Source organism: Pseudomonas sp. S37 (assembly GCF_016658545.1).
In the GTDB taxonomy this organism is placed as follows: domain Bacteria; phylum Pseudomonadota; class Gammaproteobacteria; order Pseudomonadales; family Pseudomonadaceae; genus Aquipseudomonas.
This window is the reverse complement of sequence record NZ_JACVZC010000020.1, coordinates 18,573-44,333: the sequence shown is the minus strand read 5'-3', so window position 1 is coordinate 44,333 and position 25,761 is coordinate 18,573. Positions and strand designations below refer to the sequence as shown.

General features: G+C 64.1%; 22 protein-coding genes and 1 pseudogene. 17 read left to right on the top strand and 6 right to left on the bottom strand.

Going from position 1 to position 25,761, the window contains the following annotated elements:
• Nucleotides 1–143 precede the first annotated feature (143 nt).
• Entirely contained in the window at nucleotides 144–1,100 is a 957-nt protein-coding gene (locus IAE39_RS09720) for a FecR domain-containing protein (protein WP_201201689.1), read from the bottom strand.
• Nucleotides 1,087–1,602 carry a sigma-70 family RNA polymerase sigma factor gene (locus IAE39_RS09715; protein WP_201201687.1) on the bottom strand — a complete coding sequence of 172 codons (516 nt, stop codon included), beginning with the start codon at nucleotides 1,600–1,602 and terminating at the stop codon, nucleotides 1,087–1,089. The genes IAE39_RS09720 and IAE39_RS09715 overlap by 14 nt, the downstream gene beginning before the upstream one ends.
• 171 nt (nucleotides 1,603–1,773) lie before the next feature.
• Here IAE39_RS09715 and IAE39_RS09710 point away from each other — a divergent pair, with 171 nt between their 5' ends.
• The 3 genes from IAE39_RS09710 (at nucleotide 1,774) to IAE39_RS09700 (ending at nucleotide 6,070) form a co-directional block, all read left to right on the top strand.
• Complete coding sequence (locus IAE39_RS09710) at nucleotides 1,774–2,400, top strand: DNA-3-methyladenine glycosylase family protein (RefSeq protein WP_201201685.1); 627 nt, start codon at nucleotides 1,774–1,776, stop codon at nucleotides 2,398–2,400.
• A 143-nt stretch (nucleotides 2,401–2,543) separates the two neighbouring features.
• The gene (gene ada / locus IAE39_RS09705; protein WP_201201682.1) at nucleotides 2,544–3,602 is read left to right on the top strand and encodes a bifunctional DNA-binding transcriptional regulator/O6-methylguanine-DNA methyltransferase Ada; all 1,059 of its coding nucleotides are present in this window, start codon (nucleotides 2,544–2,546) and stop codon (nucleotides 3,600–3,602) included.
• Nucleotides 3,603–3,658: 56 nt separating this feature from the next.
• A complete protein-coding gene (locus IAE39_RS09700) occupies nucleotides 3,659–6,070 on the top strand; it encodes a DUF3772 domain-containing protein (RefSeq protein ID WP_201201680.1) in 2,412 nt (803 codons plus the stop codon).
• A gap of 114 nt (nucleotides 6,071–6,184) precedes the next feature.
• On the opposite strand, the gene IAE39_RS09695 is transcribed toward IAE39_RS09700, so the two are convergent.
• Nucleotides 6,185–7,402 carry a DUF3422 domain-containing protein gene (locus tag IAE39_RS09695; RefSeq protein WP_201201678.1) on the bottom strand — a complete coding sequence of 406 codons (1,218 nt, stop codon included), beginning with the start codon at nucleotides 7,400–7,402 and terminating at the stop codon, nucleotides 6,185–6,187.
• Nucleotides 7,403–7,628: 226 nt separating this feature from the next.
• Between IAE39_RS09695 and IAE39_RS09690 the strand changes: the two genes are divergently transcribed.
• Both IAE39_RS09690 and IAE39_RS09685 read left to right on the top strand, forming a co-directional pair.
• Nucleotides 7,629–7,919 (top strand): type II toxin-antitoxin system TacA family antitoxin, encoded by a 291-nt coding sequence (locus tag IAE39_RS09690; protein WP_201201677.1) that lies wholly within the window; start codon nucleotides 7,629–7,631, stop codon nucleotides 7,917–7,919.
• Nucleotides 7,877–8,398 carry a hypothetical protein gene (locus IAE39_RS09685; RefSeq protein WP_201201676.1) on the top strand — a complete coding sequence of 174 codons (522 nt, stop codon included), beginning with the start codon at nucleotides 7,877–7,879 and terminating at the stop codon, nucleotides 8,396–8,398. Before IAE39_RS09690 ends, IAE39_RS09685 begins: the two co-directional genes overlap by 43 nt.
• A 130-nt stretch (nucleotides 8,399–8,528) precedes the next feature.
• Here the strand turns inward: IAE39_RS09685 and IAE39_RS09680 are convergent, their stop codons facing one another.
• The 3 genes from IAE39_RS09680 to IAE39_RS09670 form a co-directional block, all read right to left on the bottom strand.
• Complete coding sequence (locus IAE39_RS09680) at nucleotides 8,529–9,959, bottom strand: aldehyde dehydrogenase family protein (protein ID WP_201201675.1); 1,431 nt, start codon at nucleotides 9,957–9,959, stop codon at nucleotides 8,529–8,531.
• 13 nt (nucleotides 9,960–9,972) lie between these two features.
• Nucleotides 9,973–11,472, bottom strand: coding sequence for a purine-cytosine permease family protein (locus IAE39_RS09675; RefSeq protein ID WP_201201674.1), 1,500 nt, complete (start codon nucleotides 11,470–11,472; stop codon nucleotides 9,973–9,975).
• A 94-nt stretch (nucleotides 11,473–11,566) separates the two neighbouring features.
• Complete coding sequence (locus tag IAE39_RS09670) at nucleotides 11,567–11,956, bottom strand: YybH family protein (protein ID WP_201201673.1); 390 nt, start codon at nucleotides 11,954–11,956, stop codon at nucleotides 11,567–11,569.
• A gap of 179 nt (nucleotides 11,957–12,135) precedes the next feature.
• Between IAE39_RS09670 and IAE39_RS09665 the strand changes: the two genes are divergently transcribed.
• From IAE39_RS09665 to IAE39_RS09610, 12 genes and pseudogenes are all read left to right on the top strand, one after another.
• On the top strand, nucleotides 12,136–13,131 hold the full coding sequence (locus IAE39_RS09665) for a Fic family protein (protein WP_201201671.1): 996 nt from the start codon (nucleotides 12,136–12,138) through the stop codon (nucleotides 13,129–13,131).
• Nucleotides 13,132–13,244: 113 nt separating this feature from the next.
• Nucleotides 13,245–13,748, top strand: a complete 504-nt coding sequence (locus tag IAE39_RS09660; protein ID WP_201201670.1) for a sigma-70 family RNA polymerase sigma factor — start codon at nucleotides 13,245–13,247, stop codon at nucleotides 13,746–13,748.
• A complete protein-coding gene (locus IAE39_RS09655; protein ID WP_201201669.1) occupies nucleotides 13,745–14,695 on the top strand; it encodes a FecR domain-containing protein in 951 nt (316 codons plus the stop codon). Before IAE39_RS09660 ends, IAE39_RS09655 begins: the two co-directional genes overlap by 4 nt.
• A gap of 246 nt (nucleotides 14,696–14,941) precedes the next feature.
• A complete protein-coding gene (locus IAE39_RS09650) occupies nucleotides 14,942–17,362 on the top strand; it encodes a TonB-dependent siderophore receptor (protein ID WP_201201668.1) in 2,421 nt (806 codons plus the stop codon).
• 246 nt (nucleotides 17,363–17,608) lie between these two features.
• Nucleotides 17,609–18,628, top strand: a complete 1,020-nt coding sequence (locus IAE39_RS09645; RefSeq protein WP_201201667.1) for a transporter — start codon at nucleotides 17,609–17,611, stop codon at nucleotides 18,626–18,628.
• A 230-nt stretch (nucleotides 18,629–18,858) separates the two neighbouring features.
• The gene (ycaC, locus tag IAE39_RS09640) at nucleotides 18,859–19,479 is read left to right on the top strand and encodes an isochorismate family cysteine hydrolase YcaC (RefSeq protein ID WP_010951959.1); all 621 of its coding nucleotides are present in this window, start codon (nucleotides 18,859–18,861) and stop codon (nucleotides 19,477–19,479) included.
• A gap of 105 nt (nucleotides 19,480–19,584) precedes the next feature.
• Entirely contained in the window at nucleotides 19,585–20,403 is an 819-nt protein-coding gene (gene ppk2, locus IAE39_RS09635) for a polyphosphate kinase 2 (RefSeq protein WP_201201666.1), read from the top strand.
• A gap of 34 nt (nucleotides 20,404–20,437) precedes the next feature.
• Nucleotides 20,438–20,851, top strand: a pseudogene (locus IAE39_RS09630) (cation:proton antiporter domain-containing protein); the annotation flags it as partial.
• Nucleotides 20,852–20,993: 142 nt separating this feature from the next.
• Entirely contained in the window at nucleotides 20,994–22,091 is a 1,098-nt protein-coding gene (locus tag IAE39_RS09625; RefSeq protein WP_201201664.1) for an AI-2E family transporter, read from the top strand.
• A gap of 12 nt (nucleotides 22,092–22,103) precedes the next feature.
• Nucleotides 22,104–23,618 (top strand): efflux transporter outer membrane subunit, encoded by a 1,515-nt coding sequence (locus IAE39_RS09620; RefSeq protein ID WP_201201662.1) that lies wholly within the window; start codon nucleotides 22,104–22,106, stop codon nucleotides 23,616–23,618.
• Nucleotides 23,615–24,706 carry an HlyD family secretion protein gene (locus IAE39_RS09615; RefSeq protein WP_201201660.1) on the top strand — a complete coding sequence of 364 codons (1,092 nt, stop codon included), beginning with the start codon at nucleotides 23,615–23,617 and terminating at the stop codon, nucleotides 24,704–24,706. The genes IAE39_RS09620 and IAE39_RS09615 overlap by 4 nt, the downstream gene beginning before the upstream one ends.
• Nucleotides 24,696–25,718 (top strand): DUF2955 domain-containing protein, encoded by a 1,023-nt coding sequence (locus tag IAE39_RS09610; protein WP_201201658.1) that lies wholly within the window; start codon nucleotides 24,696–24,698, stop codon nucleotides 25,716–25,718. Before IAE39_RS09615 ends, IAE39_RS09610 begins: the two co-directional genes overlap by 11 nt.
• The last annotated feature ends 43 nt before the right edge of the window (nucleotides 25,719–25,761 follow it).

Genomic DNA, 25,761 nt, shown 5'->3' with positions numbered 1-25,761 from the left:
GCGCGATCCTTTGTAGGAGCGGCCTTGCGTCGCGAAAGGGGCGCGCAGCGGCCCCACGATATCAGCTTCGCCGCAAATATTGCCGGGGCCGCTTTGCGGCCCTATCGCGACACAAGGCCACTCCTACAGGGACCGAATAGTCTTCACGCTGCGCCGATACTTACCCAGTACCGCGTGCGGTACTCAACCCGCACCGGCAGGCTATGGCTGAGCAGGTGCAGGATCTCCCCGGTATCAGCTAGCTGGTAAGTGCCAGACACCTTCAGGTTCGCCACCTCGGGCGCACAGCGCAGCAAGCCGGGGCGATAGCGGGCCAGCTCGGCGATAAACTCGCCCAGCGGCATCTGCTGCACGCTGAGTACGCCGTCAGTCCAACCCCAGGGGTCGCTGTGCAGTGTCACGGCCTGGAAGCTGCCGTTGGCCGACACTTGCAAGGTCTCACCTGGCAGCACTTGCCGTGCCGCGATCGATGCAGGGAACAGCGTGACCTCTCCTCGGCGCACCGCCAGCAGCAGGCCTTGGCTGTTTTCTCGCAGCAGCAGTTGGCCGTCGACAGTGGCCAGTGGGCCGAAGCGCGTATCGATACGGAACGGGCGGTTGTCGTCCGGGTTACTGTCCAGGCTCACCTCGCCGCGTACCAACTCCAGGCGGCGCTGATCGCTGCTGTACTGCAAATCGATGGCGCTGGCTGTGTTCAGCTGGATACGGCTGCCATCGCTACCTTGCAGCTGGCGACGTTCACCGACAGCGGTGCTACTGTCGGCCAGTAGCTCAGGCAAGCCCAGCGGTTCACGCGCGGCGAAGCCCAGGCTGCCGCCCACGGCCAGCAGCGCCAACAGCTTGAGGTGGCTGCGCCGGCTGACGCGCTGTTGCTGGCTGCCGTCCAGGGTACGCCGGCTCAGGTCCTTGGGCAGCCCGGCCAGTTCGTCGCTGAGCAGGCTGACCCGCTGCCAGGCCATGGGGTTATGCGGGTGGCTGCCCAGCCACTGCTGAAACTGCCGCTCGGTATGCGGGCATGGCCTGTCAAAGCGCAGCTTTACCAGCCAGTCGATAGCCTGGTCGACCTGCGCCTGCGCAGGCGTGCCATCAGGCGTCGGCATAACGCAACCGGTAGCAGACGCCCAGCGCGGTAGCCAGGTCGCGCTCGATGGTCGCCCGCGACACGTGCAGGTGCTGGGCGATCTGCACGATGCTCATACCGTCCAGTTGCGCCAGCAGGAATGCCTGGCGGGCACGTGGTTTCAGCTGGTGCAAGGCACGGTCCAGGCGCTCCAGGGCGTCGAGTATGACCAGACGGTGCTCCTCGCTGGGCACTTCGCCTTCGGGCAGGTGGGCCAGGCTTTCGTGGTAGGCCCGCTCCAGCGCGCGGCGGCGAAACTGGTCGATCATCAAGCCACGGGCGATGCTGCTCAGGTAGGCACGCGGCTCTTTCAGTGGCGACACCTGGCGAGCGCGCAATACGCGTACAAAGGTATCCTGTGCCAGGTCTGCAGCCTGTTCGCTGCAGCCCACCCGGTTACGCAGCCAGCCGCGCAGCCAGGCATGGTGGGACTGGTAGAGCAGAGCGACCTCGGCCGGTTTGAGCGTGTCGTTGATCTGCATCGTTGCGAAGGCCCGGTCCCATGTTGAGTGTGAATGTGAACAGTTCTCAATTCTATGCGGGGAGGCTGGCGCGGAGCAATGGTATGCCAGGAATTAGCCGCGCAAGAACCGGCGTTTACCCGATGAACGGCTGCGCTAAGCTGGACCTGCAATCGACTTGATGGAGGTGCCATGATCCTCGCCGACCTTTCGCCAGAAGCCTACCGCGAGGCCAGCGAACACCTGGCCTCGCTTGACCCGGACTGGTCGCGGCATATCGCGGCGACCGGGCCTTGCCTGCACCAGGCCACGCCGGGGCGCGAACCTTACGAGGCGCTGGTGCGGGCGATTGCCTACCAGCAACTGCATGCCCGTGCTGCCGAGGCGATTCTTGGCCGGCTACTGGCGCTGTTTCCGGAAGGTGCATTTCCAAAGCCGGAACAGTTGTTGGCGCTTGCCCCGGAAGATATGCGCGCCTGTGGCTTCTCGGCGAGCAAGATGACGACGATCCAGGGCATTGCGCAGGCCCGCCTGGAGGGCCTGGTGCCCACGCGTGACGAGGCATTGGCCATGGCTGACGAAGCCTTGATCGAACGCCTGGTGGCGCTGCGTGGGGTAGGGCGGTGGACGGTGGAGATGCTGCTGATCTATAGCCTTGAGCGCTCGGACATTCTGCCGGTGGATGATTTTGGTGTGCGTGAGGGGTATCGCCGGTTAAAGGGCCTGGACAAGGCGCCGACGCCAGCGCAGATGCGCTCGCTGGGGGGCGGTTGGCGGCCGTACCGTACCGTGGCGGCCTGGTACCTGTGGCGGGCCTGAAGTTCTTGCGTTGCCTGTGCGGGCCTCTTCGCGGGTGAACCCGCTCCCACAGTTATCAGTGCTGCACTATCTCTGTGGGAGCGGGTTCACCCGCGAAAGGGCCGGCACAGGCAACAACCGAAACGGAAACGGAAACGAAACCAATGAACCCTTACACCACCCCCGACCAACGCTGGCAAGCCGTCGAGTCCCGCGACGCCACCGCCACCGGCCATTTCGTCTACGCCGTACGCACCACCGGCATCTACTGCCACCCCAACTGCAAGTCCCGCCTGGCCAAGCGCAGCAACGTCGAATTCTACGACACCGCCGCTGCCGCCGAAGCCGCCGGCTACCGCGCGTGCAAGCGCTGCTCCAGCACCCCCAAGGCCAGCGCCACCCGCCACAGCCAGCTGGTTACCCGTGCCTGCCGCCTGATCGAAACCAGCGAACCGGCACCCAGCCTTGACCAGCTCAGCGCGCAACTGGCGGTCAGCCCCTTCCACCTGCACCGGCTGTTCAAGGCCGAAACCGGCGTTACCCCCAAGGCCTACGCCACCGCCTTTCGCACCCGGCGCTTGCGTGCGCACCTGGAAGACGGCCAGCGCTCGGTTACCGACGCTATCTACGACGCCGGTTACAACTCCAACAGCCGCTTCTACGCCAGCGCCGACCAGCGCCTGGGCATGCGCCCCCGGGACTACCGGGCCGGCGGTGCCGGGGCGACTATCCACTTTGCCCTTGGTCAGTGCTCGCTGGGCGCAATCCTGGTGGCACAAAGTGACAAAGGCATTTGCGCGATCCTGCTGGGCGATGACCCCGAAGCACTGCTTCAGGATCTGCAAGACCAGTTCCCCAAGGCCCACCTGATCGGTGGCGACAGTGCCTACGAACGGCTGGTCGCCGAAGTGATTGGCTTTGTCGAGGCCCCGGCGCTGGGCCTGGCGTTGCCGCTGGATGTACAAGGCACGGCGTTTCAGGAGCGGGTGTGGCAGGCCCTGCGCGAGGTGCCGGCCGGCTGCCGGGTCAGCTATACCGATATCGCCGAACGCATCGGCGCCCCCAAGGCCGTGCGTGCGGTCGCCATGGCGTGTGCGGCCAACCACATCGCCGTGGCCATTCCCTGCCACCGTGTGGTGCGCCGCGATGGCGACATCAGCGGTTACCGCTGGGGCGTCGAACGCAAACAGCAACTGCTGAAGCGAGAAACGGCACTCTCCTGAACGCTTGAAGCCGCGTAGAATCCCCCGCCAAATCGAATTGTAAAGAGGAATATTCGATGAGGCGTGTCAGCCTTGCCCGTTTTTGCCCTGGCCTGATGGCCATGCTGGCCCTGCTGCTGGTGCTCGCTAGCCCGGCCTGGGCAGCCCCGGCCACACCGTTGGCCAACCTGGCCAGTGCCGAAGCCTCCGCACTGGATGAGAACGCCAGCATCGAGCAGTTGAGCGATCGTCTGGACCAGATTCGCCAGGGCGTTACCAGCGAAGCCAATGACGACATGCTGTCGCAGTTGCGTCTGGCAGCCATGCAGGTTCAACGCCAGGCTGATGCCCTGAGTGCGCAGCGCACCACCGATGTGGAAAAGCTCGACGACAAGCTCAAGGTGATTGGCCCGGCCCAGCCGGACGAAGCCGTCACCCTGACCCAGCAGCGCAAAGCGCTTGAGGCCGAGAAAAAGGCCCTGGTGGCCCAGCAGGACCAGGCCACCAAGCTGACCCAGTCGGCCCGCGACCTGTCCACGCAGATCGTCAACCTGCGCCGCAGCCAGTTCAACTCGCAAATCACCAGCCGTGCAGCCACGCCGCTGAGCCCGGCGTTCTGGCAGAGCATCATCCGCCCCACCCAGGATGACGTGGCGCGCCTGCGCGACCTGCGTGGCGAGGCGGCCGATGCCATCGGCAGCGCCTTCAGCGCCGAACACCGCTGGCTGTTCATTGCCAGCCTGGTAGCGGCCATCCTGGTCTGGACCTTGGTGCGCCGCTGGATCGAACGGCTGCTGGCCAGTGCCATGGTCAGCTGGCTGCCCGAGGGCCGCCTGCGCCGCAGTGCCTTGGCCCTGGGCGTGAGCCTGGCGACCCTGGGCACCATCGCCGGCTCGGTTTCACTGCTGCGCTGGGGCCTGGAGAGCAGCGCCGAGCTGGGCACCGACATCGCCAGTCTGGTCAACCACATTCTGGCCCTGGTGGTGTTCAGCGCCTTCATCACGGGCCTGGGCCGCGCCATGCTGATGCTGCAGCGCCCGTCCTGGCGCCTGCCGCCGATTCACGACGAAGTGGCCAGCGCGCTGGGCTGGTTCCCCAAGGTCCTGGCGCTGGCGCTGATGGTCATGATGACCATGGAGCGCATGAACAGCGTGATCGGTGCCAGCCTGGCGCTGACCGTGGCAGTGAACGGGCTGACCGCGCTGGTCGTGGCGATGATCTTTGCCGGTGCGCTGCTGCGCTACCGCCGCACCTTGCGCAAGCATGACCTGGAGCGCCCCACCGGCCTGGCTGGGTTGATTCCGTTCGTGATGGTCATCTGGCTGGCGCTCATTTTGCTGGCACTGGTGACCGGCTACCTGACCCTGGCTTATTTCCTTACGGCCAAGCTGCTGTGGGTCAGCCTGGTGATCACCTGTGCCTACCTGCTGACCACCTTCTTCGGCGACCTGTGCGAAACCCTGCTGTCGCCGCGCCAGCCAGGCGGCCTGGCGCTGGCCTCGACCCTGGGGCTGGCGCCACGTCACCAGGCCCAGGCCAGCACCATCCTGGCCGGTATCGGCCGTACCGTGGTGCTGTTCCTGGCACTGCTGCTGGCGCTGATGCCGTCGGGCACCAGCCCCAGCGAGTTGCTGCTCAGCCTGGGCGACTGGGACGGTACCGGCGGCAAATTGCTGGGCAACCTGAACATCGTGCCGCAGGACATTCTGCTGGCGCTGGGGATCTTCCTGGGCGGCATGTTCGCCATTCGTGTGGTCAAGCGCTGGCTGAGTGAGCGCCTGCTGCCGGAAACCGACATGGATGCCGGCATGCGCGCTTCGCTGGTCACCCTGGTGGGCTACCTTGGGTTCATTTTCCTGGCCATGCTGGTGATGTCGACCCTGCGTATCAACCTCACAAGCCTGACCTGGGTGGTCAGTGCCCTGTCGGTCGGTATCGGTTTTGGCCTGCAGCAGATTGTGCAGAACTTCATCTCCGGCCTGATCCTGCTGACCGAGCGCCCGGTGAAGGTGGGCGACTGGGTCAGCCTGGCGGGTGTCGAGGGCGATATCCGCCGCATCAACGTGCGCGCCACCGAGATCCAGATGTCTGACCGTTCCACGGTGATCGTGCCCAACTCGCAGTTCATCTCGCAGAACGTGCGTAACGTGACCATGGGCAATGCCCTGGGTGTGGTCGGTATTACCCTGACCCTGCCGCTGGAAACCGATGCCAACCGTGTGCGCGAGCTGCTGCTGGCGGCTTACCACGAACATGAGGCGATTCTGGACGCGCCTGCCAGCTCGGTGTCGTTCAAAGACTTGACCAGCAATGGCATGGTGATCGCGGTCAGTGGTTATGTGGCCGGGCCGCGCCAGGTATCGGGTACCCGCAGCGACCTGCTGTTCACCATTCTTGGGCGGCTGCGTGACGAGGGCATTGCCCTGTCTTCGCCGCAGAGCATGGTGTTGGTGCAGGAAGGTGTGCGACCGGCTGACGAAACGGTGTGACAGTCGGGGGCAGTTGTGGGAGCGGGCTTGTCCCGCGAACACCGGCAAAGCCGGTGCCATGAACCGCGTCGCCTGCTTCGCGGGGCAAGTCCGCTCCCACAATCCCCTATCGCCTCAATGCTGCTTGGCCTGCCTGATCCGAAGCAATATCACCAAAAGCACCAGCAGCACCGGCGGCGCCATGGCCAACAACCCGTCCCGCGCCGTCAGCCCCAACCCCAGCACATTCAGCCCGCCATACAGCAGCTTGAACAGGTTCAGCAGGTAGTAGGTGATGGCAATGATCGACAGCCCCTCCACCGCCCGCTGGATCTTCACCTGTGCATCCGCCCGGGCATTGAGGCTGTGCAAAATCCCGGCGTTCTGCTCTTCCATCTCCACTTGTACCCGCGCCTGTAGCAGGTCGCCCAGGTTGGCCACGTTCTTCGCCAGTTGCTCCAGCCGCTGCTCGGTGGCTGCGCAGTAGCGCACGGTCGGCTTGAACCGGCGCTCGATGAACACCCCCAGGCGCTGGCAGTCACCCACGTGGCTTTCGCGCAACTCGCCCAGGCGCTCGAACACCAGTTGCGCATAGGCCTGGGTGGCGCCGAAGCGGTGGCGGGTTTTTACCGTGCGGCTGACCACCTGGCGTGACAGGTGGGCAATGGCTTCCAGCAAACCTTTGGAATCATGCCCATCGCCGCCGGCACTGCGCTCGGAGAGGTTCACCAGGGTCTTGTCGAAGGCGTCCAGTTCCTGGCTCAGTTGCTTGGCCGTGGTCAGGGTCAGCGAGGCCATCATGCGGTACGTCTCGATCTCCAGCAGGCGGCGGATCATGCGGCCCTGGCGGTAGGCATTGAGGCGGCGATTGATGAACAGGAAGCGATTGGTACCGTCCTCGGTCAGGCGGAAATCGCTCCACACCACCGCATCGCCCCCTCCGACGCATGAGCCGCACGGGTCCTTGAAACCGTAATGGTGCAAGTCCAGCCCCTGTTCGTCGCGTACCAGCACCTGCACCGCATTGATCACTTGTGCTGCCTGCGGGGCAATGGCTTCGGCCAGCACCGGTGGCAGGGCTTGCCACTCGGTGTCGGCGACAGTGCAGGGCACCACCAGGGTCAAGGTGAAGAATTCGGTGTGCCGTTCCCACTTGAACGGGTGGCCATCCAGGCAGGTGATGCCTTGGGCAGCTGCGATGTCTGGGGCATCCGGGCAGCAACGCTGCAGCAGTGCCGCACAGGCCGCATCGCCGCCGAGCAGGGCCAGGTGGAAGACATGCGCCGGGCCGTCGAAGTACAGCGACGGGCGGGCGTGCAGTTCGTTGTGCAAGGCAGTGCGTTGAGGGTGCATGGGTGGTCCGGCCTGGTGTTGTGATTGTGGGGGTACCAGGGAGTGGGACTTAGCGGGTAGAGGGGAAAGTCACGCGAAAGCCAGTATCACCCTCGATGAAGAATGACCGTTCGTAACGCAATCAGATTTACATCTACACAAATGCGTTACAGCGAGCTACCCTTATTTCATCTTGACGGACCCAGTCGGGATACATGGCCCGCGTGGAACGGGCAAGGAGACATCCATGAGTGATATTCAAACGCGCGACCGCAGCAAAGCGGTGCCTTTGAACATGCGGGTTGCCGAGCACAGGCGCGACCTGATCGACGCTGCGGTAGAAATCGTAGGCGGTGACCGCACCAGTTTCGTGCTGGAGGCGGCATGCAAGCGTGCCGAGGAAGTGTTGATGGAACGGCGTCTGTTCCTGCTCGATGACGCAGCCTTCGACACATTCACCCAGGCATTGGAAGATAACCGGATCAGGAGCAATGAATGCGTGAAGAAGCTGCTGGCAAGGCCGAAGCGCTGGCGCTGAGCGCTCCGCAGGTCTTGAACACGTTACATGACCTGAGCCAGTTCGATTGTGGCGAAACGTCGATCAACAGCTACCTGTGGGACAAGGCACTGAAGGCCCAAGAGGCCAAGCATGCTGTGGTTTATGTCACCTGTTTTGCAGGCAGCCATGTGGTTGCCGGCTTCTACACGCTATCGAACGGCTCGGTTGCGCGTGGTCATGGCGTATCGGCTCGCCTGCGCCGCAACGCGCCTGACCATCTGCCGGTGGTTGTCCTGGGGCGCATGGGTGTGACCCGACAGGTTGCCGGGCAGGGTGTGGCTACCGATCTGTTGCAGGATGCGATTGAAAGAGCGCTGGTGGCCTCGGAAGTCGTGGGTTGTGTCGCAATGATCGTGCATCCACTGACCGAACGCCTGGAGCAGTTCTACGCCAGGTATGCCGGCTTCAAGCGCTGTCCCGAGCTATCTCCCAAGACGATGATGTTGTCGCTGCAGTGATGTGTAGCCTGTACCGGCCTCTTCGCGGGTAAACCCGCTCCCACATGGACCACATCCACTTCAAGTCATGTGCATTACCTGTGGGAGCGGGTTTACCCGCGAATGGGCCGCAAAGCGGCCCCTTGCAGTATCAGCCCAGGCACCGCGTCACATGCTTGACCGACTGATACCCCGACAGCCCCCACGGCCCAAGCTCACGCCCGATTCCGCTGCCCTTGGTACCACCCCACGAAGTCTCGACAAATACTGCCTGCACCGAGTTGATCCACACATGGCCCACCTCCAGCGCATCGGCCACGCGCTCGGCGCGTTCCAGGTCGGCTGAACAAACCGTCGCCACCAGCCCGAAGCGGCTGTCGTTGGCCTCGGCAATCGCCTGTTCCTCAGTGGCAAAGCGCCGGGCGCACAGCACCGGGCCAAAGATTTCCTCGGTCCACAGGCGGCTGTCCTTCGGCACATCGGCATACAGCGTCGGGCTGACGAACCAACCCTCACGGTCCAGCGCCTTGCCACCGGCCAGGCACTGCAGGCCTTCTTCGCGCGCCGTGGCAAAGTAGCTGGCCACCTTCAGCCATTGCGCCTGGCTGGTCAGCGGGCCCATGTCCACTTCCTCGGTCAATGGGTTGCCCACGCGCAGGTTTTCCAGTGCCGCCTGCAGGCGCGGTAGCAGGGCATCGGCAATGCCGTCCTGCACCAGCAGGCGCGAAGTGGCTGAACACATCTGCCCGGCATTCCAGCTGATGCCGGCAACAATCCATTCCACCGCCTGGTCGACATCGCAATCGTCAAACACCACGATCGCCGACTTGCCGCCCAGCTCCAGCGTTACCGGCCGGCACTGTGCCGAGGCACTGCGCATCACCTGGCTGCCGACGCTGTTGCTGCCGGTGAACGACAGCTTGTCCAGGCCGTTGTGGTTGCTCAGTGCGGCTCCGGTCTCGGCTTTGCCATTGACGATATTCAGTACGCCGGCCGGCAGGCCCAGTGCATCGGCGATCTGGCCGTAGGCCTGCTCGATCAGCGGGGTGACCTCCGAGGGCTTGAGCACCACGGTGCAGCCGGCAGCCAGGGCCGGGGCGAGTTTCCAGGCGCTGGTCACCAGCGGGAAGTTCCACGGCACGATCAGGCCGACCACGCCCACCGGTTCCAGGCGGGTGCGAGCGCTGAAGCCCGGGGCTGCCAGCGGCACGTCACAGTTTTTCGCCGGCAGTTGCTCGGCCAGTTCGGCGTAGTAGCCGAAGGTGGCGATAGCGTCGTCCAGGTCGATTTCTGCCTCGAGGCGCGGCTTGCCGTTGTTACGCATTTGCAGGGTGATCAGTGCCTCTCGGCGCTGGCCAAGCTGTTCGGCAAAGCCACGCAGGTAAGCGGCGCGCTCGCTGGCGCTGGTGCTTTTCCAGGCGGGCAGGGCAGCACGGGCAGCGGCCACGGCCTGGTCGACCTGCTCGACGCTGGCGGCCATCAGTTCGGCGAACGGTTGCCCCAGTGCAGGGTCATTGACGCTGATGCAGTCGCTGCCCTGGCCTTCGACCCAGCGGCCGGCAATGTAATGGGAAGTGGTCATGGTCGGTTTCCAGTCAGGCCATTTCGGCAGTGGTTACAGGCGTATGCGCAGTGCTTTTGCAACGCACCCAGCGCGGGCCCTGGGGGCCATACACACCAGCAGGTTCAGGGAACAGGTTGAGCAACAGCAGGTACAGTACGCCAGCCAACCCCAGGGTCACCGGCAGGCTCAGGTCGATACCGCCGGCCAGGTCGCCCAGCGGGCCGACAAACTGCCCCGGCAGGTTCACGAAGCACAGGCCGACTGCCGCACTGGGGACCCACGCCCCCATGCCGCGCCAGTTCCAGCCGTGCAGGAACCAGTAATGGCCGCCACGCTGGCCGCGGGTGAACACCTGCAGGTCGTCGGCGTGGTAGAAGCCGCGGCGGGTGATCAGGCCGAGGATCATGATCACCATCCATGGGCTGGTGCAGGTGATGATCAGCACGGCAAAGGTCGACACGCTCTGCACCAGGTTGAAGGTGAAGCGGCCGATGAAAATGAAACCGATCGCCAGCACGCCGATCAGCAGCGTGGCACCGGCTCGGCTGAGCAACCGTGGGAACACGCTGGACATGTCCAGGCCCGTGCCATACAGCGCCGTAGTGCCGGTGGACATGCCGCCGATCACCGCAATCAGGCACACCGGCAGGAAGAACCAGCTGGGCGCCACGGCCAGCAGGCCGCCGACGTAATTGTTGGCAGCGATGTAGTCCGGTGCCTGAGTGGCCACCAGGGTGGCGGTGCACAGGCCGAACAAAAACGGGATCAGCGTGGCGCCCTGGGCCGCGATCACCGCCAGCATGATGCGCGCCTTGGGTGTTTCACGCGGAATGTAACGCGACCAGTCACCCAGGAATGCACCGAACGACACCGGGTTGCTCATGGCCAGGATCGCTGCGCCGACGAACGCCGCCCAGAAGCCGGCCTGGCCGAGGTTGACGCTGCCTGCGTAGCCCGCATCGAACGGCCCGGCAAAGGCAACGATACCCAGCAGGAACAGCAGGCTCGACGCCCACACGGCAATCTTGTTGACCCACAGCATGAAGCGGAAGCCGAAGATGCATACCACCAGCACCAACACGGCGAACAGGCCGTAGGCCAGGCCCAGGGTCAGGTCGCTTTCCGGCAGGCCGGCCAGGCGCTTGGCTCCGCCGACCAGGGCATCACCCGAACTCCACACCGACAGCGAAAAGAACGCCACCGCCGTGAGCAGCGACAGGAACGAGCCGACGATGCGCCCGTGTACGCCGAAGTGCGCGCCCGACGAAACGGCGTTGTTGGTGCCGTTGAGCGCGCCGAACAGGCCCATGGGTGCAAGGATCAGGGCGCCGACGGCGACGCCGAGCAATATTGCCCACACCCCCGCCTGGAACGACAGCCCGAACAGCACCGGGAAGCTGCCCAGCACAGCCGTGGCAAAGGTATTGGCGCCGCCGAAGATCAGGCGAAAAAGGTCCAGCGGGGAGGCGTCGCGTTGATCGGCGGGGATCTGTTCGACGCCGTTGGTCTCGATACCGGTCGAGTGGCTCATGGTGATGCTCCAGCGCGGTTGTTGTGGGCCGGCGCGGTGCGCGGGCCTTCTTGTGGGTGCGTTGGCAGGGCGGCAGGGCCGCGAAAAAAGATGATCAGGCCGGCGAGACGACCGACAAGTGCTCGTGGCAAGCCAGCCACCGGTCGCCTTGGCGACGGAAGACGATGGTCTCGCGTTCGCTCAGCTGGTGTTCTTCACCGGCGATGCGGATGTGTGTGGCCACATCGTGCATGAAGATCGCGACGTCACCTTGCAGGCTCACCTGAGCATTTCCCGACTCGCAGGCGAGCACGGCAAAGCCCTCGGTCTGCCATTGGGCCCAGATTTCTTCATAGGCATGGCGTGACAACAGCGGTTGCGGCAAGGTGTGGAAAAGGAAGGTGGCGTCTTCGCTGAAGCAGGCGAAATAGCGGGCGGTGTCGTTGCTGGCGAACGCGGCAACGAGGTCGGCGGCGGCTTGCCGAACCTGGAGTGTCTGGTCCACAGGAGTGGCCTCACGGTTTTTGTGATTGTGGTGAAGCGATTCTGGTGGCGCTGGGCGAGGGGAAAAATCGCTGGTAGCAAATAATCAGTTCAGGAATTTGTGAAGTGATGTTCTCGCTCCCTTTACCCTCTCACGATCCGTGAATTAAGGTGACGGCTGATTCCCGCGGACCACAGGCAATGAGCATCTATCAACCACCGTTGACGGTGACACCCCGCATTCTGGCTCTGGTTGCCGAAATCAGTGAGCAAGTGGGATTGTTGACGGCCCATCGCGATGCTGCGATGACACCGCAGTTGCGCCGAGGCAACCGCATTCGCACCATTCAGGCATCGCTCGCGATAGAAAACAACACGCTCAGCGTCGAGCAGGTAACTGCATTGCTGGATGGCAAGCGGGTTTTGGGCCTGCCGCGCGAGATTCGGGAGGTGCGTAACGCATTCGCGACCTACGATGCGATGCCATCCTGGTGTGCTGAATCCCAGAGCGATCTGCTCTCTGCCCACGGCATGCTGATGCAGGGGCTGATTGATGACTCAGGTCACTACCGACGGGGTGGTGTGGGTATCTATCGGGGCTCACGGCTCTTGCATATGGCGCCACCTGCCAGCCGGGTGGCGACGCTGGTGCAGGATTTACTGCATTGGCTTGCCAACAACGATTGGCACCCGCTGATCAGCAGTTGTGTATTTCACTATGAGTTTGAGTTCATCCACCCGTTTGCTGATGGCAATGGACGTATGGGGCGGCTATGGCAGACCCTGCTGCTTAGCCAGTGGCGCCCGGTATTGGCCTATCTGCCTGTGGAAACCGTTATCCGTGAGCAGCAGGATGCTTATTATGCCGCGTTGGCTGCGGCTGACCAGGCTGCTGAAGCAACTCCGTTCGTAGAGTACATGCTCGAAGCATTGCTGCGAGCGTTGATCGAGGCCAAAGAGAGCGACCAAGTAACCGACCAAGTAACCGACCAAGTAGCAAGCCTGTTGAAGGTGTTGCCAGTGGGCGTTGCATTGAAGACAAGTGAGCTTATGCACCAGCTGGGCCTCTTGCACCGTGCCACTTTCCGCAAGAGTTATCTGAACCCCGCTTTGGCCGCAGGACTGGTCGAGATGACGGACCCAGCATCACCGCGCAGCCCCAGGCAGCAATACCGACGGGTTGCCAAGCGAACGTAATCCGGTATGCCATTTGTCTGCTCCAGCCCTGTCGGTATATTGAAAAGCCTTAGCTTCTAAATAATACTGCTTCGCATTAACACCCTCGCGTAACCCTGTCCTCGAGGTACTCCGTGTCGTCGCTGCCCCACAACGCTCAAGTCGGCGAGCTTTACCGTGGCCATCACTCGTGGCTGCGTGGTTGGCTGTTCAAACGCCTGGAATGCCAGCACCAGGCTGCCGACCTGGCCCAGGACACGTTTCTGCGCCTGCTGGGGCGTGACACCCTCAATGGCCTGCGCGAGCCCCGCGCATTTCTGGCTACCATCGCCAAGGGCCTGGTGGTGGACCACTACCGGCGCCTGAGCCTGGAACGGGCCTGGCTCGACAGCCTGGCCGCGTTGCCGGAAGCTGAAGCGCCATCAGCAGAAACGCGGGTGATGGTGCTGGAAACCCTGGTCGAAATCGACCGTATGCTCGACGGGCTGAAGCCCAAGGTGCGTAGTGCGTTCTTGCTGTCACAACTCGACGGCCTGACTTATCCACAGATTGCCGAACAATTGGGCATCTCGCTCAGTTCGGTGCAGCAATACATGACTCAGGCATTCGGCCACTGCTACCGGGTGCTGTATTCGTGAGCGCGGCGGAACCCACTGCGCAGGTGGTGGCGCAGGCCATCGACTGGCGTGTGCGCCTGGCCTCGGGGTTGGCACCGGTCGAAGACCTGGAGGCATGCCAGCACTGGCGCGGATTGCACCCCAGCCATGAACAGGCCTGGCAACGCCTGGCAGTATTTGACGGCCGTCTGGGAGCCATGCCGCCACCGCGGGCCAGCCAGGCCCTGCGTTATCGCGACCGGCGCACGGTGCTCAAGGGGCTGGTACTGCTACTGGGTGGCACAGCGCTGGCCGGTGGTACCGGCTTGGGGCTGCGCGGCACGCCCTGGCTGGCCGAACAGCGGACAGCCACTGGCGAACGCCGCCGCCTGCAACTGCCTGACGGGGGCTGGCTGCAGATGAACAGTGGTTCGGCCCTGGACCTGACTTTCGACAGCCAGCAACGGCGGATACGGCTGCTGGCCGGGGAGGTCATGATCCAGACCGGCAAGCAGGGTACGGAGCGGCCGTTCTGGGTCGACACCCCCATGGGCCGCCTGCAGGCTCTGGGTACCGGCTTCTCTGTGCGCGTAACCGAAGACAGTGTGTTGCTGGCTGTAGAGGAGGGGGCTGTTGCGGTGAGTCCAAGTGCCTTGTCACATGCCACCGCCGTAATCCATGCCGGTGAGCAGGCGCGCTTCGACAGGCAGGCAGTGTTCGCATCGCAGCCGCTGGACCGCGATGCTCTGGCCTGGCGCGAAGGGTACCTGGTGGTCCGGCAGTGGCCATTGGCGCGGCTGTGTGGCGAGCTTGGGCGTTATCGGCCAGGGGTGTTGCGCTGTGACCCGGCAGTGGCGGATTTGCTGATCTCCGGGGTGTTCCCGGTGGACGAGCCAGACCGGGCGTTGGCGGCCTTGGGCCGTAGCTTGCCCGTACGGGCGCGGTACCTTACCCGCTGGTTTGTGACCCTGGAGCCTGCACCAGCTTGACCCGCTTGTGCTGCCTTTTGTAGGAGCGGCCTTGTGTCGCGATCGGGCCGCAGAGCGGCCCCTGGATTCCAGCTACGCCGCAGATAATGCTGGGGCCGCCCTGCGGCCCGATCGCGACACAAGGCCGCTCCTACAGGCGATGTGTACCTCGACCCCCTCCGTGAAGAATATTTTCAAATTCTTTTGCAGTTTTTTCGCCGTGGCTCGGCCTCCTTGCAATTCCGCTCATGACCACAAGGAACCCCCATGGCGTTGTCCCCGCACACCCCGCTTGCCCGCGCCCTGCGTATCGCCCTGCTGGGCCTGAGTGTCAGCCTGCCGTTGGGCAGCCTGGCGCTGGCCGCGCCAAACCATCACTTCGAAGTGCCGGCAGGCAGCCTGGAGGGTGCCCTCAATGCCTATGCCCGCCAGGCGGGCGTGCTGCTGAGCTTCGACCCGGCACTTACGCGTGGCCTGAGCAGCCTTGGCCTGTCGGGCGATTATCCGGTCGACGCCGGTTTCGCCATTTTGCTCGGCAACACCAACCTGGCCGCCGAAGCCAGCAGTGATGGCAGTTGGCGCCTGGTACGTGCTGGCGCCGAGGGTACGGTCACCCTCCAGGCCCAGACCATTTCCGCCGTGGGCGAAGAGAGCCCGCTGGGGCCGGTGGGCAGTTACGTGGCCAAGCGCAGTGTCACCGCGACCAAGACCGATACACCCATCCACGAGACCCCTCAGTCGATCTCGGTGGTAACCCGTGAGCGTATGGAGGCCCAGGGCGTGCAGTCGGTCAACGAGGCCCTGCGCTATACCCCGGGCGTATCCTCCTATGGCGCCAACAACCGCTCCGACTGGTACACGGTGGTGCGCGGCTTTTCGCCAACCACTTACCTGGACGGCCTGCAATTGCCGACCACGATCAACCTGGCCAGCTGGATGGTCGACCCCTACATGCTCGAACGCGTCGAAGTGCTGCGTGGCCCGGCCGGCGTGTTGTATGGCCAGGGCGACCCGGGCGGGGTGATCAACCAGGTGTCCAAACGCCCGAGCACCGTCAGCAGCCACGAAATCCAGGTTCAGTACGGCACCGATGCGCGCCGCCAACTGGGCTTCGACAGCACCGGCGCACTGGATGACGAAGGTGTCTGGAGCTACCGTGTCACCGCCATCGGCCACGAGGCCAACATTCGCGATACCCCTTGGGAAGACAAGCGCCAGGCGCTGTCTGCCGCACTGACCTGGCAGCCTTCCGAAGACACACGGCTGACGGTAATGGGCAATTACCTGGCTGACGACACCAATGCCCAGGACAACTTCCTGCCGGCAGTTGGTACGCTGTCTCACTCGCCCTACGGCAAGATCGGTCGCGATACCTTTACTGGCGACAAGCACTTTTCCAAGTACGAGAAGACCCAGTACAGCCTTGGCTACGAGTTCGAAACCCGCCTGAACGACGTCTGGCAACTGCGCCAGAACCTTCGCTACTCGCACCTGGACCTGAACGACAACATGGTCTTCGGCGTCGGTACCACTGGCTACTACGGGATGGAGGGCGGTGACGAGCGCACGTTGCTGCGCTACGCGGGCATCGAGAACCCCAAGTACAGCCGCTGGGCTGTGGATAACCAGGCCCAGGCCGACTTCAGCACCGGGACCATCCGCCATACCCTGCTGATCGGGGTGGACTGGCAGCGCCAGCAGACCTCCGACCCGCAGGCCTACATCCTGACTACCCCCGTCGACCTGTATGGCGGCACTGATTATGGCCCGGTTGACCCCAGCCAGTTCACCCCGGACACCTGGAGCTACAGCCACCAGACCAGCCGTCAGACCGGCCTGTACCTGCAAGACCAGTTGCGCTTCGACGAGCACTGGGTGGTCACCCTTGGCGGCCGCTATGACCGGGCGGTATCGGAAACCCGCAACTGGACCGCTGCCGGTTCCGACCCCGAAATACAAACCCGTGACGAGGCGTTCAGCGGTCGGGTTGGCCTGGTGTACCTGGCCGATAACGGCCTGGCGCCGTACCTGAGCTACAGCGAAGGTTTCACGCCGAACCCGGGCACCGATGCCAACAACCAGCCGTTCGAGCCCACCGAAGCCAAGCAGTATGAAGCGGGTATCAAGTACCAGCCGCCGGGTTCGAACAGTTCGGTCACTGCTGCCGTGTTCGAGATTACCCAGAACAACGTGCTGACCACCGCACCGGGTAACCCCAACGACAAGGTGCAGACCGGCCAGGTGCGCTCGCGCGGCATCGAGCTGGAAGGGGTGGCCAGCCTGAGCAACGAACTGAACCTGATTGCCACCTACACCTATCAGGATGTGAAGGTGACCAAGGCCAACGACGAGAGCGATGGCAAGACGCCGATCAGCATCCCGACCCCGCGCAACCTGGCCTCGCTATGGGCTGACTACACCCTGCACGACGGTTGGCTCAAGGGCCTGGGCTTCGGCGCCGGGGTACGCTACACCGGGCGTAATCCGGGGGCGCCAGACAATTCGCTGAATGTACCGGCGTATACCTTGCTGGACGCGACCGTGCACTATGAAACCGGGCCGTGGCGCTTTGCGGTCAATGCCAGCAACCTGGCCGACAAGGAGTATGTGGCCGGTTGTTATGACGCTACCCGCTGCATCTATGGCAACGGGCGCACGGTGCTGGGTACGGCCACCTATCGCTGGTAATGCTCCAGCTCACAGGCCGTGCTGCCTTTTGTAGGAGCGGCCTTGTGTCGCGATCGGGCCGCAGAGCGGCCCCGGGATCTCAGCTAAGCCGCAAATATTGCTGGGGCCGCTCTGCGGCCCGATCGCGACACAAGGCCGCTCCTACAGGCAGCGCGTCAGTCGTGATCACGAGACACGCTGTCATCTGCCTGCAACGAATATTCAGCAACATTTCTGCCATCTCCCCGTGCCTCATTGCGAGTTCGAATGGGCCATCCCGCGCTGCACCTGCCACAGGACCACGACCTGTTCGGCCTGCTCTACGCCTTTTCCTTCCGCCCCGGCCAGCCCGGGCGCGAAATCGACTCGGCGCAGTTGCTGCACAAGCTCGGCCAGCCGCTGGAACCCGGCGAGTTCCTGTGGGTGCACCTGAACCTGGCCCACGCTGCCTGCGAGCGCTGGCTGCGCACCCACCTGCAATTGCCCGACGCCTTCTTCGAAACCCTGCGCGAGGGCTCCCGCTCGACCCGCATCGAGCACGCCGATTCGGCACTGCTGGCGGTGGTCAACGATGTGGTGTTCAACTTCGGCCTGGTGTCTTCGGACATCTCCACCTTGTGGGCCTGTGCCAGCAGCCAGTTGCTGGTGAGCGCGCGCCTGCAACCACTGCATTCGGTGGACAAGCTGCGCTCGTCGGTCAAGCATGGCGAGCGCTTCCACTCGTCTATCGAACTGCTGGTACACCTGCTGCGCGACCAAGGCGATGTGCTGACCCAGATCGTGCGCGAAACCACCACCAGCGTTGACCGCATCGAAGACCAGTTGCTGTCCCAGCGCCTGAGCGACAACCGTGCCGAACTGGGCAGCATGCGCCGTGTGCTGGTGCGCCTGCAGCGCCTGCTGGCGCTGGAACCGGGCGCGCTGCTGCGCCTGCTCAACCGGCCGCCGGAGTGGCTGCAGGAGCAGGACATCTGCCAGCTGCGTGCGGCTACCGAAGAATTCACCTTGGTGATCAGCGACCTCACCGCCTTGGGTGAGCGGATCAAACTGCTGCAGGAAGAAATTGCCGCCAAGCTCAACGAGCAGACCAACCGCACCCTGTTCACCCTGACCGTGGTAACCGTGTTGGCGCTGCCGATCAACATCATCGCCGGCTTCTTCGGCATGAACGTCGGCGGGGTGCCCCTGGCGGAAAACCCCCATGGTTTCTGGGTGCTGGTGGCGCTGGTGGCGACCTTCACCGTGCTGGTGGGGCGCTGGGCGTTTCGCAAGCGGCAAGAGTACTGACTCTTCATGTTGACATGGCCCGTGTAGGAGCGGCCTTGTGTCGCGATCGGGCCGCTAAGCGGCCCCGGCGATTTTTGCTGCGCAGCTGAAATCGTGGGGCCGCTACGCGCCCCATCGCGACACAAGGCCGCTCCTACAAAGGCCGCCGCCAAACCCGACCGGCGGCCTCTCGATCACTGCATCCTTGCCTACGCTGATACTCCCAACCCGCTAAAGCAAGGAGATCCGTCATGGCCTTCCAATACAAGCGTCTGGACAAGAACAACGCTGCGGTACTGCTGGTCGACCACCAGACCGGCCTGCTCTCGCTGGTAAGGGACATCGACCCCGACCGCTTCAAGAACAACGTGCTGGCCCTGTCCGACCTGGCCAAGTACTTCAAGCTGCCGACCATCCTCACCACCAGTTTCGAGACCGGCCCCAACGGCCCGCTGGTGCCGGAGTTGAAAGAGCAGTTCCCCGACGCCCCTTACATCGCCCGCCCCGGCAACATCAATGCCTGGGACAACGAAGACTTCGTCAAGGCGGTAAAGGCTACCGGCAAGAAGCAGCTGCTGATCGCCGGCGTTGTAACCGAGGTCTGCGTGGCCTTCCCGGCGCTGTCGGCGCTGGAAGAGGGCTTTGAGGTATTCGTCGTCACCGACGCCTCCGGTACCTTCAACGAACTGACCCGTGACTCGGCCTGGCGGCGCATGGAGGCGGCCGGGGCGCAGCTGATGACCTGGTTCGGCGTGGCCTGTGAACTGCACCGTGACTGGCGCAATGACATCGAAGGGCTGGGGACCCTGTTCTCCAATCACATCCCGGACTACCGCAACCTCATGACCAGCTACAACAAGTTGGCCAAATAGCACGTGCGGGGGCTGCGTGGCAGCCCCCGCTTCAATCAACAAGCGAAGCGGCAATCCGCCATGGATCGACCATACTGACTCTTCATTCGCCTCCAGGAGAGTGCCATGCCCAAATCGCCCAGGAAGAAACCCAGCCAGGACCCGCAAGAAAAACTGGGCGGCAAGGCCTACGAAAAAGAGCTCAAGCACCTGCATGTGGAGCTGGTAAAACTGCAGGAGTGGGTGGTGGCCAAGGGCCTGAAGGTGTGCATCGTCTTCGAGGGCCGCGATGGCGCCGGCAAAGGCGGCACCATCAAGGCCATTACCGAGCGTGTCAGCCCACGGGTGTTTCGCGTGGTGGCGCTGCCGGCACCCACCGAGCGGGAAAAAACCCAGATGTACGTGCAACGTTACCTGCGCCACCTGCCGGCCGCTGGCGAAGTGGTGATCTTCGACCGCAGCTGGTACAACCGCGCCGGCGTCGAACGGGTAATGGGCTTTTGCAGTGAAGAGCAGGCCAACAAGTTCCTGACCGTGGTGCCGCTGTTTGAAAAGATGATGGTCGAGTCGGGGATCATCCTTATCAAGTACTGGCTGGAAGTCAGCGCCGAAGAGCAGACCCGTCGCCTGCAGGACCGCATCAGCGATGGCCGCAAACTGTGGAAACTGTCGCCGATGGACCTCAAGTCGTACACCCGCTGGGACGACTACACCCGTGCCCGCGACGACATGTTCGCGGCTTCCGACTCATCCTGGGCGCCGTGGTTCATGGCCCACTCCAACGACAAGCGCCGCGCCCGGCTGAACATCATCAGCCATATGCTCACGCGCATTCCCTACAAGGACATCACCCGCGAGCAGGTCGTCAAGCTGCCCAAGCGCGGCAAGATCGGCAAGTACAAGGCGGTGGCCTACCCGTTCAAGATGGTTGAAGAGCGTTTCTGATCCCCCCTGCGGGGAGCAGCGAGGGTGCGAGCCTATGCCACATGACGGCAGCCTGTTGCAGGCGACGGTGGTGTTCCTGTTGGCCGTGGTGCTTCTGGTACCGCTGGCGCAGCGTCTGAAAATGGGTGCGGTGCCCGGTTACCTGTTGGCCGGTATCCTGATCGGCCCGTCGGTGTTCGGCCTGCTCAACAACCCGGACAACGTCGCGCACCTGTCGGAGATGGGCGTGGTGATGCTGCTGTTCGTCATTGGCCTGGAGCTTTCGCCACGGCGCCTGTGGACCATGCGCCGGGCATTGTTTGGCGTTGGCACGTTGCAGGTGGGGCTGACGGCGCTGGTGCTGGGGCTGTTGGCGTACTTCCTGTTTGCCCAGTCAAAGGCGGCAGCCATCGTGCTGGGCCTGGGGCTGGCCTTGTCGTCCACCGCCTTCGGCCTGCTGGTACTGGCCATCACCTTGTCAATGGCGGTGGTGCCGCTGGTGATGATGGCCCTGGCGCGGCAGTTGCGGGACGACCGCCCGGCGCAGGCCAGCCCTGAGACCGGTCACTGAATCGCGCCTTGCGGGCGCACTGAGCGTGCGGAGGTGAAACATGCAGCCGAGTTTCAAGCTGGACAGCGCCCTGTCGCGGGGCTTGCTCGACGTGCTGATCAAGGCGGGCCTCGTGGCTGCCCTGGTGGTGTTCTCCTTTCAGGTATTTCAGCCGTTCCTGGAATTGATGCTGTGGGCGGTGATTCTGGCGGTGACGCTGTACCCGCTGCATCGGCGGATCCAGCGCGGCACCGGGCTCAAGGATGGCTATGCGGCAACACTGGTGGTGTTGATCGTGTTGGTGGTGCTGCTGGTGCCGATCTATCTGGTGGTGATGTCCATCGGCGAATCGGTGGACAGCCTGGTGACGCTGCTCAAGAGCGGCGCCTGGAGCGTGCCGGCGCCGCCTGAGTCGGTGGCGACCTGGCCGCTGATCGGCGCCAAGGTGCATGCACTGTGGCTCTTGGCCTCGGAAAACATGGCCCAGGTCCTCAACCAGTGGATGCCGCAGCTCAAGGAGGCAGGGCGGACGGTACTCGGCGCCGCGGCCAGCGCCGGTGGCGCGTTTTTGCTGTTCATTGCGGCGATCATCGTCTCGGGCATTATCATGGCGTTCGGCAAACACGGCGAAATTTCGGCCCAGCGCATCGCCATACGCGTGTCCGGCGAGGAGCGCGGCAAGCCACTGGCCAAGCTGTGCACCGCCACCATTCGCGCAGTGGCCCAAGGGGTGATCGGTATCGCTTTCATCCAGATGCTGCTGATCGGTGTCGGCTTCGTCATCAAAGGGGTGCCAGGCGCCGGGATGCTGGCCATCGTCATCCTCATGCTGGGGATCGCCCAGGCGCCTGCGACTTTGGTCACGGTGCCGGTGATCATCTATGTGTTCAACGTTGAAGGCTTCACCGTGGCGACCATCGTGTTTGCCATTTATACCTTCGTTGCCGGGCTGGCCGACAATGTGCTCAAGCCGCTGCTGCTGGGGCGCGGGGTGGATGTGCCGATGCCGGTGGTACTGATCGGGGCGCTGGGCGGCATGGTGGTCAAAGGTATCATCGGCCTGTTCATCGGCCCGGTGATTCTCGGTGTGACCTACGTGTTGTTCTGGCAATGGGTTGCCCTGCAGGTGCCGGAGCAACCGGCACCACCCGCTGCCTGAGCCAGGGCCGCCATGGCCAACCGCTGCTATGGCCTGGGGCTGCTGATGGTGCTGACCGCCTGCACCCCGGTCGGCCCGGACTTCGAGAAGCCTCAGGCCCCGTGGCTGAGCAACTGGAGCACGCCGTTGCTCGAGCAGGCCGATCGCCGCGCCGCGGTACCGGACCTGCGCCAGTGGTGGGCGGTGTTTGCCGACCCGACACTGGACGCGCTGATTACCGAGGGCGATGCCAACAACACCAACCTGCGCGTGGCGGGCCTGCGTATTGCTGAAGCCCGCGCCCAGTTGGCCATCGTGAAGACCGGGCGTTATCCACAATTGCAGCAGTTGCGTGCGCAGAGCCTGTACCTGAAGCAGGACCAGTCGGGTACCGCCACTGCCCGCGACTCGGTGTTCTGGCAGTCCAGCATCGGTTTCGACATTGGTTGGGAAATCGACTTCTGGGGCCGTTTCAGTCGTGCCATCGAAAGCGCTGATGCTGCCTATTTCGCCTCCCAGGCCAACTACGCCGACGCCATGCTGCTGTTGCGTGCGCAGGTGGCTGACACTTACTTCGCCCTGCGCACTGCAGAGGCGCGGCTGGATATTGCACAGGAAAACGCCAAGCGCCAGGCCCGCAGCCTGGAGATTACCGAGCGGCTGTTCCGCCATGGTGAAAACGACGAACTGGACTGGCAACAGGCGCGTACCCAGTACCTGGCCACCCTGGCCACGATTCCTGAGTTCGAGAACCAGCTCAACACCCTGCGCAATGTGTTGTGCTCGCTGCTCGGCCGGCCGCCGGGGCCGCTGCCGCAACTGGACGCCCGCCGCGGCCAGTTGCCGCTGCCGGACCGTGCCATATTGCAGGACGTGCCTGCCCGCCTGCTGCAGCGGCGCCCGGACATCCGCGCGGCAGAGCAGGCCGTGGCAGCACAGTCGGCGCTGGTGGGTGTGGCGGAGGCCGAGCTTTATCCACAACTGAGCCTGCTCGGCAGTATCGGCTGGACCTTGCTCTCGGCCAATCATCTGCCCAACACCTTCGACCTGGCGGCAGGCCCGAGCCTGATCTGGAACCCGTTCGACTATGGGCGGCGCAAGAACGCGGTGCGGATCGAAGACGCGCGCCTGCAGCAACTGATCGAGTTGTATCACCAGAGCGTGCGCGAAGCTGCCCGTGAAGCCGACGACGCGGCCAGTGGCCTGGTGCGTTCACTGCAAAGTGCAACCATTCGCGACCAGGCCTCGCAGGCCGCACAACGCTCGCTGAACCTGGCCAGTTCGCAGTACCAGGAAGGCTTTGCCGACTTCCAGCGCGTGCTCGACGCCCAGCAACTGCTGTTGCAGCAACAGGATGGTTATCTGGTCAGCCGTGGCAATGCCGTGAGCAGCCTGGTGAGCCTGTACAAGGCGCTGGGGGGCGGTTGGGACAACACGCGCCAGCCGATCGACCGCGCTACCCGCCAGCAGATGCAAAACCGTACCGACTGGGGCGACCTGCTCGACGAGCCGGCCGCTGTCGACCCTGAACAAGGTGAGCCGAAATGAGCGACCCCGCAGACGCGCCGCCAGCCCCAGACCGCGGCATGCGCTGGGTGCTGATACTGATCATTGTCAGCCTGGTCTGGTACCTGCTGGCTGACCGCTTTACGCCCTACACCCAGCAGGCCCGGCTGCAAGCCTACGTGGTGCCGGTGGCTGCCGAGGTGGCCGGGCAGATCAAGCGCGTGGCGGTGGGCAACAACCAGGAAGTGCGCCAGGGCGATGTGCTGTTCGAGCTCGACCAGGCGCAGTACCGCATCGCTCTGGCCCGCGCCGAAGCTGACCTGGATACCGTGCGCCGGCAGATCGGCGCCAGCACTGCCGGCATCGACTCAGCCCAGGCGGCACTGGTGGCGGCCCAGGCCAACGAGCGCAAGGCCCGCCAGGACGCCGAGCGGCTCAAGCGCCTGATCGATGAAGACCCTGGCACGGTGTCGGTACGCCGCCTGGAAGGTGCCCAGGCCACCCGTGACCAGGCCATCAGCCAGGTGGCGGCGGCCCGCGCCGAAGTCGAGCGGGCGCGTGAGCAACAGGGCGGGGCCGAAGCCGACAACGCACAGCTGCGCAGCGCCGCCGCCAACGTGGAAAAGGCCCGCCTGGACCTGGCCCGCACCGTAGTGCGGGCCGATGCCAATGGGTTGATCACCGACTTGCGCACCGATGTCGGTCACTACGTGGGTGCCGGCAGCCCGATGATGACGTTGATCGCGATCCATGACGTGTGGATAAGCGCCGACATGACCGAGAACAACCTCGGCCGCCTACGCCCCGGCGCCCCGGTGCTGGTGGTGCTCGATGCCGTGCCTGGCACGGTGCTGAAAGGGCAGGTGCGCAGCATCGGCTATGGCGTGAGCATCGGCCAGCCGGCGCCTCCGGGCAGCTTGCCGACCGTGCAGAACAGCCGCGACTGGCTGCGCTCGGCGCAGCGCTTCCCGGTTATCGTCGAGCTTGACCGCGACCAGCTAACAGACAAGTCCGGGTTACGGGTCGGCGGCCAGGCCGAAGTCATGGCCCTGCCCAGCGAAGGCAATCCATTAAACTTGCTGGGCCGTATGTTCATGTGGCTGATGAGCTGGTTGTCGTATGCCTATTGAGCTGCGCCGGCTACGCGCCCTGCGCCTGGCCTGGGGCGTGGCGCTGTGCCTGGCGGTGAGCTTCGGCATCGGCCTGCCGGTGCCGATCCTGGCACCGGTGTTTGCCGTGCTGTTGCTGGCCATGCGCAGCCAGCCCTTGCCGCTGCGTGCGGCCCCGGCCCTGGCGGTACTGGTGCTGCTCGCCTGCGGTAGCGGGTTACTGCTGATTCCGTTGCTACGGCATGCCCCGGTGAGTGGCGTTTTATTGGTGGGCGTGGGGGTTTTCCTGACACTGCGTTACGCGCAGAGGGGCGGTAATGGCCTGCTGGCCAACTTGCTGGTGATCGGCCTGACCATGATCGCCGCTGCCGGTACCAGCAACTTCACCCTGGCGCTGTCGGTGGTTGAAGCGCTGGCTAAAGGCATGTTGCTGGCGGTGCTGGGTACGGCAGTGGCACATGTGTTGTTTCCCGAGCCTGCCGACGCTCCCGCGCAGGCGGTGCCGCCGCTGCTGGACAGCGAGCATGTCAGTTGGGTGGCACTGCGTGCCACGCTGATCGTGATGCCGGCCTTTCTGCTGGCGCTGATTGCCCCGGACCAGTACATGCCGCTGATCATGAAGGCCGTGAGTGTGGGGCAGCAGGCCGGCGAGACCCGCGCACGGCACGCCAGCCGCGAGCTGATCGGCTCGACCTTGCTGGCCGGGGGGTTGGCGATTCTGCTGTGGGGGGCGCTGAGCCTGTTCGTGCACCTGTGGATGTTCTTTTTGTGGGTGCTGTTGTTTACGCTCTGGCAGGCGCGGCGGCTGTATCAGGCGGTGGCGAACCGGCAGAGCCCGGCGTACTGGGTCAGCTGCCTGACCACCATGCTGATCCTGCTGGGGCAGTCGGTGCAGGACAGTGCCGGCGGGCAGGATGTGTACAAGGCGTTTGCCGTGCGCATGGCGTTGTTCCTGGCCGTGTCGGTGTATGCCAGCGCCATGCTGATCTGGATGGACCGTCTTCGGATACGGCGTGTGCTACTTCGCGGGTAAACCCGCTCCCACAGGTTCTGCACATGCTTTGAGAGCTGTGGTG